This window comes from Marilutibacter penaei, assembly GCF_014145395.1.
GTDB classification, from domain to species: domain Bacteria; phylum Pseudomonadota; class Gammaproteobacteria; order Xanthomonadales; family Xanthomonadaceae; genus Marilutibacter; species Marilutibacter penaei.
The window spans coordinates 99,701-111,776 of the sequence record NZ_JACHTE010000008.1; the positions used below are offsets into that span (position 1 = coordinate 99,701).

Below are 12,076 nucleotides of genomic sequence, written 5' to 3' on the forward strand. Positions count from 1 at the left end.
TGCTCAGCGAAGGAACTCGATCGGAATATTGACCGTCGCCTCGACCGGCTGGCCGTCGCGCATGGCCGGCGCGAAGCGCCACTGGCGCACGCCCGACACGGCCGCGCGGTCCAGTCGCCGTGAGCCGCTGGTCCGGGCGACTTCAAGGTCGCGCGGACGGCCTTCGCTATCGATGGTGGCCCGTATCAGGACCACGCCGGTCTCGCCGCGCCTGAAGGCCGAGGAGGGATAGCTTGGCGCGGGTGTTTGCCCGGGGAGCGGGCGAGGCTCGCTGTCCGCGGCGGGCGTCGGCGGCGCGGGCGGTGCCCCGTCGCTCTCGGCCACCGGATCGGGCAGGTCTGCCTGCGGAGGCGGCGGCGGGGCGGTTTCAACAAGTTCGGGACGATCCGCCTCGTCCTCGAATGACGCGCGGGGTGCGCCCATGCCGCTGGCGGTGTCGCGGCCCGCCGCCACCGGCGCCGGGAGCGGCGGAGGCCGTTCCGCGCTCGCGACCGGCGGCGCGGTATCCCCGGGGGCCGTGGCCCGCTCGCGGTCCACCTGCCATGCCCACGCGAAGAGCAAGAGACCAACCGCCAGGCCGCCCAGCATCCACCAGGGCGCGTCGCGGGTGGGCTTCCATCGGCTCAGGTCGAAGCGGGTGCTGTCGGAGGCAGGCATGGTCCGGTACGCAGGGGTGACACTGCATTCTTGCATGCCACTCCCTGAAGCGGCGCTTGAGGGGTTTCGGAGCAGGCGAACGGGACATGCGTCCGCTTAGCGGCGATAATCACCGCCCACTTCGCGATTCACCTGCCCACCATGCTCGATCCCAGCCTCCTGCGCGCCCAGCCCGCCGAACTTGCCGCCCGACTGCGCGAGATGCGCGGCTATTCGCTGGATGCCGATGCACTGGCCTCGCTGGAAGCCGAGCGCAAGCAGATCCAGGTGCGCACGCAGGAGTTGCAGAACCTCCGCAACACGCGCTCCAAGGCGATCGGGCGGGCCAAGGCCAAGGGCGAGGACATCGCGCCCCTGCTGGCGGAAGTGGCCGGCTTCGGTGACGAGCTCAAGGCGTGCGAGGAGCAGCTGGACGGTATCAAGTCACGTCTGGACGCGATCACGCTGGGCATCCCCAACCTGCCGGACGAAAGCGTGCCGGCCGGTGCCGATGAGAGCGCCAACGTGGAGCAGCATCGCTGGGGCACACCGCGCGCGTTCGACTTCGAGGTCAAGGACCATGTCGAACTCGGAGCGCGCCATGGCTGGCTGGACGGCGACACCGCGGCCAAGCTGTCGGGCGCGCGATTCACCGTGTTGCGAGGCCAGCTGGCGCGGCTGCATCGCGCACTCGCGCAGTTCATGCTCGACCTGCACACCGGTACGCATGGCTACGAGGAGACCAACGTCCCGCTCATCGTCAACGCGGAGAGCCTGTACGGCACCGGCCAGTTGCCGAAGTTCGAGGAGGACATGTTCGCCACGGAGTTGGGCGAGCAGAAGCGCTATCTGATCTCGACGTCGGAGATTTCGCTCACGAACATCGTCCGCGACGAGATCGTCGAGGCCGACCGCTTGCCGCTGCGGATGACGGCACACTCGCCGTGCTTCCGGTCCGAGGCTGGCAGCCATGGCCGCGATACCCGCGGGATGATCCGCCAGCACCAGTTCGAGAAGGTCGAGCTGGTCAGCATCGCGCGACCCGACGAGAGCGCGGCCGAGCACGAGGCCATGACGCGCGCAGCCGAAGTGGTGCTGGAAACGCTCGGCCTGCCGTATCGCCGGATGCTGCTGTGCAGTGGCGACATGGGCTTCTCGGCGTCGAAGACCTACGACCTCGAGGTCTGGCTGCCTTCTCAGCAGACGTATCGCGAGATTTCCTCGGTCTCCAATTGCGATGCGTTCCAGGCGAGGCGCATGCAGGCGCGCTGGCGCAATCCGGAAACGGGCAAGCCCGAACTCGTCCACACCCTCAACGGCTCCGGCGTCGCCATCGGCCGTGCGCTGATCGCGGTGATGGAGAACTACCAGAACACCGACGGCTCGATCACGGTGCCGGAGGCGGTGCGTCCGTACATGGGCGGTGCCGAAACGATCGCCTGACGTCCGGTTTCCGGACGGTCACTGGAAGGCCCCGCCAGAAGCGGGGCCTTCTCGTTCCCGGGCTTGCCGAGTTCAAGCCGCTTTGGCCAGCGCCACGGGACGCGGGATGGCGCGGTGCGCATCGGCCAATGCTTCGCTGCGGTGCTGCGGCGAGAACGCCACCCCTTCCGCGCGGACGAACTCGACATCCTCGATGCCGAGGAAGGCGAACACCTGACGCAGGTAGGGCTCCTGGAAGTCGGTCGGCGCGCCGGTGTGGACGCCGCCCCGGCTACTGGCCACGACGACCTTCTTGCCGCCGGCCAGGCCCACCGCCCCGGACTCCGTGTACTTGAACGTCTTGCCCGCGACTGCAATGCGGTCGATCCACGCCTTCAGCGTCGAGGGGATGCTGAAGTTGTACATCGGCGCGCCTATCACGATGACGTCAGCGGCCAGGAACTGCGCCAGGACCGTGGCCGCGTCTGCGGCCTCCGCCGCATCGGCCTGGGCGAGCGAGCCGGCGGTCAGGTGCGGCAAGGGATTTGCGTCGAGGTCGCGGTACTCGACCTGGACCTGCGGAAAACTGTCGCGCCAGCGGGCGGTGATCGCCGCGGACAGTTCGCGGGTAACGGAATTCGCGCCCAGGGCGCTGGAGTCGATGTGCAGGAGCTTCATGGCGGGCCTCGTCGGGGCTTGGGCGGCATCGCCGCGGTGAGGCCAATCTAGGGTGTTGCGTTCGTGGGATAAATATAGCTAAATATCACGCATCGTTCCATAAACGGAATTGTCTGCCATGTACGACCTCAACGACCTCTACTACTTCGCCATGGTGGTCGAGCACTCCGGGTTCGCTGCCGCGGAGCGGGCATTGGGCATCCCGAAATCGCGGCTGAGCCGGCGCATCAGCCAGCTGGAGAGCGATCTCGGTGTCCGCCTGCTGCAGCGATCGACACGCCGCTTCTCGGTGACGGACGTGGGCCAGAGCGTGTATCGCCATGCGCAGGCCATGCTGGAGGAGGCGCAGGCGGCGCGTGAAGTCGTGGACAGGCTGAGTGCGGAACCGCGCGGGCTGGTGCGGGTCAGCGTGCCGGTGGGCGTCGCCCAGCAGCAGATGCCGAAGCTGTTGCCCGAGTTCCTCGCCCTGCATCCGCAGGTCAACGTGCAACTGCATGTCAGCAACCGTCGGGTCGACGTCATCAACGAAGGATTCGATGTCGCGCTGCGCGTCCGTTCCAAGCTCGACGACGACGGCAGCCTGGTGATGCGCAGCTTCGGACCGGTACAGGAACTGCTGGTGGCCAGTCCGGATTACCTGCGCAAGCGAGGACGCCCCGGGTCGCCCGACGACCTGGCCGAACACGTCACGCTGAGCATGAACGAGGACGAGTCGCGCCAACGCTGGGAATTGCATGGTCCGGCGGGCGAGGTGCGGCGGGTGGAGCTGAAGCCGCGGGTTGCGGGCTTCGATTTCCCGATGCTCATGGCACTGGCCAAGCAGGGGGTGGGCATCACCATGCTGCCGGAAACGATCTGCTCCGACGCGGTGCGGCGCGGGGAGCTGGAAGTGGTGCTCCCGGACTGGCGACTGCCGCAGGGCATCTTCCATGCGGTGTTCGCGTCACGGCGCGGCATGTTGCCCGCGGTGCGGCAGTTCATCGATTTCCTGGCAGAGAAAGCGCCTGCGCTGGTGGAGTCGGACCGGCTGCAATGCGCCGACATCAAGGGCCGCCCCTGCAGCGCGGAAGAGGCGGCCCGGATGACTGGACAGGCTTACTGAGCGGGGGCTGCCTCGGCCTCGGCGGCCTCGTTGGTGGGCGACGCGGTGGGCGCTTCCGCTACCGCTTCGTCCATGCAGTCGTCGATGTCGTGGCCATCCATGTCCGCATAGGGTGCGAATTCGGGCAGCTGTTCGACGAGCGCCTTCTGGGTCTCCAGCAGCGGCGGCAATTGGCTGCAGAGGCGTCCGACCGCGGCACGGATCTTCGGTTCGATCTCGGCCTCGATGCGCTTGCCGATGTCGTCGCCGTTCTCGCCGCTGAAGATCGCAGCGATCGCAGTGCCGACGGCGTCCGTCGCCACGCTGGCACTGTGCATCCCGATCTCCGCACCCGCGGCCGCCACCCCGGCGATGCGCTGGCGGTACTCGAGCAGCAGGGCCCGCTGTGCTTCGTCGATGGCAACCGCGGTATCGCCGATGTACAGATCGCCAGCCGGGGTGATCCGCGCCTTCGGGGCGTTGGGGTCGTCGCTGTCCAGGCCCATGTCTTCGGTGGCCATTTCCTCGCGGACCTTGTCGCGCACCTCTGCCATCTTCTCGCGCAGTTGCATCGAGGCCTGGCGGGTGCCTTCAGCCGCCGAATGGGCCGGGTTGGCGTCGCGGCTGCAGGCCGCCATCAGCGGCAGGCAGCAGAGCAGGGCAAGGACAATCCTGTGGGCGTGCTTCATGGACGATCTCCTGTCAGCGTGCGGCGAAGGCATCGTGCGCGCCGCGGTGGCACGCGTCGATGTCATCGGCGTCGAGGGTGGCGTAGGGCTGGAAGGCAGGCAGGCTCAGGGCGAGCGCCTGTTGCGATGCCATGACGGCGGGCAGCTTGTCACAGAGCGCGGCCACGGCAGGCTCGACGTCTTCGCGCACGGCCTTCTCTATCCGGCGTTCCAGGCGGCCACTCATCGCGTTGAAGAGCAATGCCGCCATCGAGGTATCGACGGCTTCCAGTGCCACGCGCGCACTGCGCTCGCCGATGTCGATACCCGCCATGCCGATCTCGATCACCTGGTCGCGGTAGGCCAGCAACGCATTGCGTTGTGAGGGGTCGATGGCGACTTCCTCGCCATCGATCCGGAAGTCGCCTTGCGGGGTGATCTCGGCAGGCGGCACGTCGGCGCTTCCTGCGTGACGATCGCCGAAGCGCAGGCTTTCGTCGACGCGGAGGTTGTCCGTCTTCAGTGCCTGGCGGGCCTGGTCGAGTTCAACGCGGACTTCCGCGCGGGCTTCGTCGAGCTCGCTGGCAAGCCGGGGGTCGGTTCCGGCCGCCTGCGCCGGCAGGACCGGCAGCAGGCAGAGCAGCAGGGGGAGGGCATGGGTCTGCATCTTCATGTCGATTCCTCGATCAACCTTCGTCGCGCCAGCGGCGCAGGCGGATGGCGACGAAGATCATCGCGGCGCCCGCGACCGCACCGATCCACAGTTCGGGCATCGACAAGCTATTCAGCATCGCTATCGGTGATGCTTCCCGCAGCACGGCCTCAACACCATCGTGATTTTGCAACATGTGGTCGGCATCGCCGCGGTAGGGCAGATGAGCTCCCGGGACAGTTCCCAGAAGCAGGCGGCCGACAACATTTGCCCAGAACCAGCCACTTTGCATGTCGAAGAGCTCCATCACGTCGAACCAAGCGACGAAGATGCCGGCGAACAGCGGGACCATGATTGCCCAGAGGAACGGCTTGCTGCGTGCCCAGGCCGAGCAGAGCATCAGCCAGCCGACGGTGGGCAGTGCCCACAAGGCATAAACCGGGATCCAGCTAAGGTGACCGAGCACCAGGGTGCCTAGATGCGCGGGCCCCCACAGAAGGGTGAACGGGTTGCCACCATAGATGGCGATAACGACACTCACCATGACGAGGAAGCCGATCATCGTGGCAATCGCAACCAGTCCGGCGATGATCGGAGCGATCAGAACTGCGCTGGCGAGTTTCGACAGTACGGTTTCGGTGTCCGACACCGGCAACGACTTCCAGAACAGAACGCTTCGATCCTTGCGTTCGTCGTAGAGCGAGCCAAGGCAATAGAAAAAGACAACGAACATCAAGACGACATAGGGCAAGACACTATTCGTCAGCAGCAGTATGTCAGCCCCCGTTCGGAGATCCTCTGGCTTGAGTTGTCCTGTCAGGAGTGCAATGTCAAGACCGTTAATTGTTACACCATCGACTTGAAGCTCTCCTGCCGCGGCTGCCTTATGGCCAAGAATCAAGAGGACCACGATGCCCATCAGCGTCAGCAGCAGCGAGATGCCGCCGGCGATGATCGGGGCCCAGAAGAAGCCGCCGCGGTGCTCCCAGAACTCCCGCTTGAGCAGCAGCTTGAACGTATGGGTCGGGTGCGGCGCCGCCATCGCGTTGCGGGGCGCCTGCGGGGTGTCTGCAATGGCGTTCATGCGTAGGTTCCCTTCATGGTGGCGACGAACAGGTCGGCCAGGCCCGGGGTACGGGTCTCGCCAATGGCGGCCAGGCGTTCGGCCGGCACGCCGTCGTAGAGCATCACGGTCTTGCCGAAGGGCAGGGCGCGCTCGTCGATGGGCTGCAGGCCGCGTGCTTCCTCGGCGCGCTGGGCATCGACGAACACCTCGATGAAGCGCTCGCCGAGCGTGTCCATCGGCGTGTCCAGCACGACCTTGCCGTCACGGATGAACATCACGTCGGTCAGGATGTGCTCGATCTCCTCGACCTGGTGCGTGGTCACGAGGATCGTCTTCTGCTCGTCGAAATAGTCTTCCAGCAGGCGCTGGTAGAATTGCTTGCGGTACAGGATGTCGAGGCCGAGCGTCGGCTCGTCGAGCACCAGCAGGCGGGCGTCGATGGCCATGACCAGGGCCAGGTGCAGCTGCACGATCATGCCCTTGGACATCTCGCGGACGCGCATGTTCGGCTTCAGCTGGGTGCCTTTCAGGAAGCGCTCGCAGCGGGCCTTGTCGAAACGCGGATGCACGCCGGAGACGAACTCGATCGCTTCCTTGACCTTCATCCAGCGCGGCAGCACGGCCACGTCGGCAATGAAGCAGACGTCGCGCATCAGTTCGTCGCGCTGGGTGCGCGGGTCGAGGCCCAGCACGTTCAACTGGCCATCGAACGGGATCAGGCCGAGCATGGCCTTGAGGGCGGTGGTCTTGCCCGCGCCATTCGGTCCGATCAGGCCGACGATGCGACCGGCAGGGATCTCGAACGCGGCATCGTCGAGGGCGACCTTGTTCTTGTAGGCCTTGCGCAGGCCCTTCGCGGATACCAGGGCGCTCACTGTGCACCTCCACGGCCATCGCCGGCCGGCAGCAGGTCCTGCGCGCTCAGCCCCAGTCGCGTGATGCGTTCGAGCACGGCGGGCCATTCCTCCTTGAGGAAGCGTTCGCGCTCGTTCACGAGCAGTTTCCGTGCGGCTTCTTCGGTGACGTACATTCCAAGTCCCCTGCGTTTTTCGATGAGGGATTCGTCCGCGAGCTCCTGGTAGGCGCGCGAGACGGTGATGGGATTGACCTGGTACTCGGCCGCCACCTGGCGCACCGAGGGCAGGGCATCGCCGGGCTTCAGGTCGCCGTCGAGCATCATTGCGATGACGCGCTCCTTCAGCTGTCGATAGATGGGAGCGCCGTCGCTCCATTGGATGGCGGTCATGTTCAACCCCGCGGAGAGAAAGAGAAGTAGGGCATCACCAGCGAATGGCGCTGGTGGGTACGCCCCGGCGAGGCCGCCGGTGGCTGGGTCTTCGCACCGGCTGCCGCCGCACCGACCGGGATCCCGGCGACATGCGTCGTCGCAGGGAAGGCAGTGGGGGATGGCGACGTGCCCACCATCAGGACCAGTCCCGCCAGGGCGGCGCTGATGGCAAAGGCATTGAGACTGTTCTGGAGCTTGCGGTTCATGGGTCCGTCCTGCTCGGTGGTCAATCGGTGTTGTATGCAACTATAACACCTAAACACAGCCATGCAAGTCCTGCCCGCCCCAACTGAAGTCATGGTCCGCGGGCACTTTTCACGTGCGTCGGGGTCCATCCTTACCGGAATCGTTTGCCGGAACGGCCCGCCAACGCGACAATGACCGCTTCGTGCGGCGATTCGGCAGGCACGGCCGCCAGGGTCCTCCGGCGGTTGGACATCTATCAGGAGCAGCTTTGCAATGAAGGCTTTGATCCAGGGCGCCGCGGCGCTGATCGTCGCGGCACTGGCCGGAACCGGCCTGCCGATCGCGTCCGCCCACGCGCAGGACGCCGGACCGCTTGCCGGCGAACGCCAGAAGGTCAGCTACATGATCGGGCAGGACGTGGGACGCTCGATCAAGCCGATCGGGGCGGACCTCGACATGGACGCGTTCGCGAAGGCGATCGAGAATGCCTTCGAGGGCGGCGAGCCTCTCGTCTCCCAGGAAGAGGCCCCCATGATCGGCCAGGCCCTCATGATGCGTTCGGCCGCCCGTGCCGGGCAGGCCCCTGACGGGGCGAGCGTGCCGGAACTCGACGCGCGCAAGGCCGGTTACCTGGTCGGCAACGACATCGGCAACCGCCTGAAGCCGATCAAGGACGAGGTCGACCTGCCGGTACTGATCCAGTCGGTCCAGACCCAGGTCAGCGGGGGCACCTCCTTGCTGAGCGAAACCGAGCTGGCTGCGGTGCGTGACGCGTTCTCGCAGCGGATGCAGGCGGATGCGCAGCGCCGGGCCGATGCGGCGAAGGGCGAGGGCGAGGCCTTCCTGGCGAAGAACAAGGACGAAGCGGGCGTGATCTCGACCGCGTCCGGCCTCCAGTACCGCGTGGTCCGGCAGGGATCCGGCCCCCGCCCCCGGCCGACCGACACGGTCCGCGTGAACTACCACGGCACCTTGCTCGATGGCACGGTGTTCGACAGTTCGTATGATCGCGGCCAGCCCGCCGAGTTCGCGCTGAACCAGGTCATTGCCGGCTGGACGGAGGGCGTGGCGCTGATGCCGGTCGGCAGCAAGTACACCTTCTGGATCCCGAGCGACCTGGCCTATGGAAGCAAGGGGGCGCCGCCGATGGTGCCGCCGAATTCAGTGCTGAAGTTCGACGTCGAGCTCCAGGCCATCCAGTAATCCCCCTTGGCCCGCGCCCGTCGCGGGCTCCGCAGGACGCCATCGCCCGTCCGCACTTCGCACTTCCGGAGTCTATCCCCCATGCAGAAGACGTTTCGCACCCCCCGTTCCCTGATGCTCGTGGGCGCCCTGTCCCTGGCGCTGGCCGCGTGCAATCCAGAAGCCACGCCCGACACGACGGCCGACGCGACCGCCGACGGGAGCCAGGCGACGCCGGCTGTCGCCGATGCCGATGAGGCCGCCGGCGCCGTGGAAATCGAAGGCCTGGAGGGCCAGAAGGCACAGGCGGGTTACATGATCGGCCTGCAGATGGCGAAGTCGCTGGAGCCGATCAGTTCCGAGATCGACCAGGAGGCGCTGTTCGATGCTCTCAGGACCGTCCTCGCCGGAGACACGCCGCTGATGACCGACGAGCAGGCGGAGCAGGTGGCGCAGGCATTCGGCCAGCACATGCAGGAAAAGATGGAAGCAGACCAGGCGGCCAAGGCGAAGGAAAACGAGGAGGCCGGCAAGGCATTCCTGGAGACCAACGCCGGGAAGCCCGGCATCGAGACCACGGCATCCGGCCTGCAGTACGAGGTGCTTGAGAAAGGTGACGGCCCGAAGCCGACCGCCGAAGACACCGTCCGCGTGCACTACACCGGCAAGCTCCTGGACGGCACCGTGTTCGACGATTCCACCGAGGCAGGCGAGCCGGTCGAATTCCCGCTGACCCGCGTGGTGCCGGGCTGGGCCGAGGGGCTTCAGCTGATGCCGGTGGGCAGCAAGTATCGCCTGTGGATCCCCGGCGAGCTGGGCTACGGTCCGATGGGAACCCCCGGTGGACCGATCGGTCCCAATGCCACGCTGGTATTCGATGTCGAGCTGATCGGCATCGCACCGCCCGAGGCCACCGCGGCCGGCGAAGGCTGAGCCTCGCTCGGCTTCCAGGGAGCTTGTGTAAATGCGTGTAACGATCTTCGGCACGGGTTATGTCGGCCTCGTCACCGGCGCCTGCCTCGCGGACGTCGGGCATGACGTCGTCTGCGTCGACGTGGACGAGGTCAAGGTCGAGGGGCTCAACCGCGGTGTCGTGCCGATCTTCGAGCCCGGCCTCGAACCGATGGTCAAGGCCAACCATGCCGCCGGGCGCCTGCGCTTCACTACCGATGCCGCTACGGCGATCGCCCACGGAGAAGTCATCTTCATCGCCGTGGGCACCCCTCCCGACGAAGACGGCAGTGCCGACCTTCGTTATGTCCTGGAAGTGGCGCGTACCATCGGCCAGCACATCGAACGGCCGGCGGTCGTGGTGGACAAATCCACGGTGCCGGTCGGAACCGCGGACAAGGTGCGCGAGGCGATCGCCACCGAGCTGCTGGTGCGCCAGGTCGAGGTGCCATTCTCGGTGGCCTCGAACCCCGAGTTCCTGAAGGAAGGCGATGCCGTCGCGGACTGCATGCGTCCAGACCGGATCGTCATTGGCGCATCCGAGCCGGGTGCGGTCGAGAAGCTCAAGCGCCTCTATGCGCCCTTCAACCGCAACCACGAACGCATCGTGGTCATGGACGTGCGCTCCGCGGAGCTGACCAAGTACGCGGCCAACGCGATGCTCGCGACCAAGATCAGCTTCATGAACGAGATCGCGAACATCGCAGAACGGGTCGGTGCAGACGTGGAGATGGTGAGGCAGGGCATCGGCTCGGACCCCCGGATCGGCTGGCATTTCATCTACCCCGGGGCGGGCTACGGGGGGTCCTGTTTTCCGAAGGATGTCCAGGCACTTGCCCGCACCGCCCAGCAGCATGGCATCGACCCGCGGCTGCTCAACGCCGTCGAGTCCGTCAACGAACATCAGAAAAAGCACCTGTTCGAACTGATCGAGCGCCACTACGGTGGCAAGCTCAAGGGCAGGACGTTCGCGGTATGGGGCCTCGCCTTCAAGCCGAATACCGATGACATGCGCGAGGCCTCCAGTCGCCGCCTGCTGCAGCAGCTGTGGGACGCGGGCGCGCAGGTACGCGCGTACGATCCCGAGGCACGCCACGAGGCGCAGCGCATCTTCGGCGAGCGCGACGACCTGGTGCTGTGCGAGTCGGCCAATGCCGCACTCATCGACGCCGACGCGCTGGTGGTGGTCACCGAGTGGAAGCCGTTCCGGAGCCCTGATTTCAGCCGCATCAAGCGGGCCCTCCGGGATGCGGCGATCTTCGACGGTCGCAATCTGTACTTGCCCGAGGAAGTCGAGGCCGCGGGCATTGCCTACTACGGCATCGGCCGGGGTCGCTCCGTGGCCGGCTGGAACGGATGAACCCGAGCGCGATCGACGAGCGACTGGTCGACCTGGAAACGCGTCTCGCGTTCCAGGAGCAGGCCATGCAGGAGCTGAGCGACGCGCTCGCGGCTTCGCGTGACGAGGAGGCCCGCAATGCGCTCCTGTTGCACCGCGCGCTCGATGAACTGCGACAATTGCGCTCGACCCTGTCGTCCGGCGCCGTGAATGCGGACCCGGCGCAGGAACCGCCGCCGCCCCACTACTGACCGCAAGATCCGCACCATGAGCGATACCCTGCGCAACCAGCTGCTCGGCCTGGGATTCAAGCCCGCGCCGAAACCCGCAAAGGACGCGAGGCCGCCCCATCGGGACGGCAAGGGCGTGAAGCCGCCCCGCAAGGATGGCAAGGGCGGTCGCCGCGACGCATCCTCCCGCCCGGGACGGGGTGACGCTGGCCATGCTGCCACCGGCAAGGGCCGCGGTGCAGGCGGGAAGGCGCGGTCACAAGGTGACATCGAGCTTGCCAAGGCCTACGCCATCCGCGCCCAGCGCGAGAAAGACGAGCGGATTGCCGCCGAGCGCGCCAAACAGGAGGAAGCGCGGCTGCGCCGCGAGGCGCGGGCGAGGCTTGCCATCCTGATCGAAGGCAAGGCGCTGAACAGCGACAAGGCCGACATCGCCCGGCATTTCGAGTACGGCGGCAAGATCAAGCGGATCTATGTCACCGGTGAACAGCTGAAGGCGCTCAATGCCGGCGAGCTGGGCGTGATCCAGCAGAACGGACGGTATCTGCTGGTGACCTCCGCGCTTCTCGCGGAGGCGGAAGCGACCTTCGCGCCCTGCGTGGCGCTGAAGGTCGACCCGAACGCGCCCGTGGCGGACGACCCGTATGCCGATCCGAAGTACCAGGTGCCCGACGACCTGGTCTGGTGACCATTGGCG

Annotated in this window: 15 protein-coding genes; 7 read left to right on the forward strand and 8 right to left on the reverse strand. The window is 66.6% G+C overall.

The window, feature by feature from the left end:
* Positions 1-3: 3 nt before the first annotated feature.
* Entirely contained in the window at positions 4-657 is a 654-nt protein-coding gene (locus H4F99_RS12025) for an energy transducer TonB (RefSeq protein WP_182669984.1), read from the reverse strand.
* A 141-nt stretch (positions 658-798) separates the two neighbouring features.
* Between H4F99_RS12025 and serS the strand changes: the two genes are divergently transcribed.
* Positions 799-2,079 carry a serine--tRNA ligase gene (gene serS, locus H4F99_RS12030; protein WP_182669985.1) on the forward strand — a complete coding sequence of 427 codons (1,281 nt, stop codon included), beginning with the start codon at positions 799-801 and terminating at the stop codon, positions 2,077-2,079.
* A gap of 72 nt (positions 2,080-2,151) precedes the next feature.
* Here the strand turns inward: serS and H4F99_RS12035 are convergent, their stop codons facing one another.
* Positions 2,152-2,736, reverse strand: a complete 585-nt coding sequence (locus H4F99_RS12035; protein WP_182669986.1) for an FMN-dependent NADH-azoreductase — start codon at positions 2,734-2,736, stop codon at positions 2,152-2,154.
* 118 nt (positions 2,737-2,854) lie between these two features.
* Here H4F99_RS12035 and H4F99_RS12040 point away from each other — a divergent pair, with 118 nt between their 5' ends.
* Entirely contained in the window at positions 2,855-3,838 is a 984-nt protein-coding gene (locus tag H4F99_RS12040; protein WP_182669987.1) for a LysR family transcriptional regulator, read from the forward strand.
* Here H4F99_RS12040 and H4F99_RS12045 read toward each other — a convergent pair.
* The 6 genes from H4F99_RS12045 to H4F99_RS12070 are packed head-to-tail and all read right to left on the reverse strand — an operon-like array spanning position 3,832 to position 7,697.
* A complete protein-coding gene (locus H4F99_RS12045) occupies positions 3,832-4,506 on the reverse strand; it encodes a YggN family protein (RefSeq protein WP_182669988.1) in 675 nt (224 codons plus the stop codon). The genes H4F99_RS12040 and H4F99_RS12045 overlap by 7 nt on opposite strands.
* 13 nt (positions 4,507-4,519) lie before the next feature.
* The gene (locus H4F99_RS12050; protein ID WP_182669989.1) at positions 4,520-5,158 is read right to left on the reverse strand and encodes a hypothetical protein; all 639 of its coding nucleotides are present in this window, start codon (positions 5,156-5,158) and stop codon (positions 4,520-4,522) included.
* A 13-nt stretch (positions 5,159-5,171) separates the two neighbouring features.
* Entirely contained in the window at positions 5,172-6,221 is a 1,050-nt protein-coding gene (locus tag H4F99_RS12055; RefSeq protein ID WP_246371978.1) for an ABC-2 transporter permease, read from the reverse strand.
* A complete protein-coding gene (locus H4F99_RS12060; protein WP_343064210.1) occupies positions 6,218-7,078 on the reverse strand; it encodes an ABC transporter ATP-binding protein in 861 nt (286 codons plus the stop codon). Before H4F99_RS12060 ends, H4F99_RS12055 begins: the two co-directional genes overlap by 4 nt.
* Positions 7,075-7,449, reverse strand: coding sequence for a GntR family transcriptional regulator (locus H4F99_RS12065; protein WP_182669991.1), 375 nt, complete (start codon positions 7,447-7,449; stop codon positions 7,075-7,077). Before H4F99_RS12065 ends, H4F99_RS12060 begins: the two co-directional genes overlap by 4 nt.
* Positions 7,450-7,451: 2 nt before the next feature.
* Positions 7,452-7,697 (reverse strand): hypothetical protein, encoded by a 246-nt coding sequence (locus H4F99_RS12070; protein WP_182669992.1) that lies wholly within the window; start codon positions 7,695-7,697, stop codon positions 7,452-7,454.
* A gap of 253 nt (positions 7,698-7,950) precedes the next feature.
* On the opposite strand from H4F99_RS12070, the gene H4F99_RS12075 reads away from it, so the two are divergent.
* The 5 genes from H4F99_RS12075 to H4F99_RS12095 all read left to right on the forward strand — a co-directional run bounded on the left by H4F99_RS12075 (position 7,951) and on the right by H4F99_RS12095 (position 12,067).
* Positions 7,951-8,880, forward strand: a complete 930-nt coding sequence (locus H4F99_RS12075) for an FKBP-type peptidyl-prolyl cis-trans isomerase (RefSeq protein WP_182669993.1) — start codon at positions 7,951-7,953, stop codon at positions 8,878-8,880.
* Positions 8,881-8,961: 81 nt separating this feature from the next.
* On the forward strand, positions 8,962-9,792 hold the full coding sequence (locus H4F99_RS12080) for an FKBP-type peptidyl-prolyl cis-trans isomerase (RefSeq protein WP_182669994.1): 831 nt from the start codon (positions 8,962-8,964) through the stop codon (positions 9,790-9,792).
* A 31-nt stretch (positions 9,793-9,823) separates the two neighbouring features.
* The gene (locus tag H4F99_RS12085; RefSeq protein WP_182669995.1) at positions 9,824-11,170 is read left to right on the forward strand and encodes a UDP-glucose dehydrogenase family protein; all 1,347 of its coding nucleotides are present in this window, start codon (positions 9,824-9,826) and stop codon (positions 11,168-11,170) included.
* Positions 11,167-11,400, forward strand: a complete 234-nt coding sequence (locus H4F99_RS12090; protein WP_182669996.1) for a SlyX family protein — start codon at positions 11,167-11,169, stop codon at positions 11,398-11,400. The genes H4F99_RS12085 and H4F99_RS12090 overlap by 4 nt, the downstream gene beginning before the upstream one ends.
* A 16-nt stretch (positions 11,401-11,416) precedes the next feature.
* Positions 11,417-12,067: a DUF2058 domain-containing protein gene (locus H4F99_RS12095; protein ID WP_182669997.1), complete on the forward strand. Its 651-nt coding sequence runs from the start codon at positions 11,417-11,419 to the stop codon at positions 12,065-12,067.
* Positions 12,068-12,076: the final 9 nt, after the last annotated feature.

What these genes read in the sequence shown, in the direction of transcription:
- H4F99_RS12025 (WP_182669984.1), bottom strand. Translation starts at nt 657, where the DNA reads ATGCCTGCCTCCGACAGCACCCGCTTCGACCTGAGCCGATGGAAGCCC.
- serS (WP_182669985.1), top strand. Translation starts at nt 799, where the DNA reads ATGCTCGATCCCAGCCTCCTGCGCGCCCAGCCCGCCGAACTTGCCGCC.
- H4F99_RS12035 (WP_182669986.1), bottom strand. Translation starts at nt 2,736, where the DNA reads ATGAAGCTCCTGCACATCGACTCCAGCGCCCTGGGCGCGAATTCCGTT.
- H4F99_RS12040 (WP_182669987.1), top strand. Translation starts at nt 2,855, where the DNA reads ATGTACGACCTCAACGACCTCTACTACTTCGCCATGGTGGTCGAGCAC.
- H4F99_RS12045 (WP_182669988.1), bottom strand. Translation starts at nt 4,506, where the DNA reads ATGAAGCACGCCCACAGGATTGTCCTTGCCCTGCTCTGCTGCCTGCCG.
- H4F99_RS12050 (WP_182669989.1), bottom strand. Translation starts at nt 5,158, where the DNA reads ATGAAGATGCAGACCCATGCCCTCCCCCTGCTGCTCTGCCTGCTGCCG.
- H4F99_RS12055 (WP_246371978.1), bottom strand. Translation starts at nt 6,221, where the DNA reads ATGAACGCCATTGCAGACACCCCGCAGGCGCCCCGCAACGCGATGGCG.
- H4F99_RS12065 (WP_182669991.1), bottom strand. Translation starts at nt 7,449, where the DNA reads ATGACCGCCATCCAATGGAGCGACGGCGCTCCCATCTATCGACAGCTG.
- H4F99_RS12070 (WP_182669992.1), bottom strand. Translation starts at nt 7,697, where the DNA reads ATGAACCGCAAGCTCCAGAACAGTCTCAATGCCTTTGCCATCAGCGCC.
- H4F99_RS12075 (WP_182669993.1), top strand. Translation starts at nt 7,951, where the DNA reads ATGAAGGCTTTGATCCAGGGCGCCGCGGCGCTGATCGTCGCGGCACTG.
- H4F99_RS12080 (WP_182669994.1), top strand. Translation starts at nt 8,962, where the DNA reads ATGCAGAAGACGTTTCGCACCCCCCGTTCCCTGATGCTCGTGGGCGCC.
- H4F99_RS12085 (WP_182669995.1), top strand. Translation starts at nt 9,824, where the DNA reads ATGCGTGTAACGATCTTCGGCACGGGTTATGTCGGCCTCGTCACCGGC.
- H4F99_RS12090 (WP_182669996.1), top strand. Translation starts at nt 11,167, where the DNA reads ATGAACCCGAGCGCGATCGACGAGCGACTGGTCGACCTGGAAACGCGT.
- H4F99_RS12095 (WP_182669997.1), top strand. Translation starts at nt 11,417, where the DNA reads ATGAGCGATACCCTGCGCAACCAGCTGCTCGGCCTGGGATTCAAGCCC.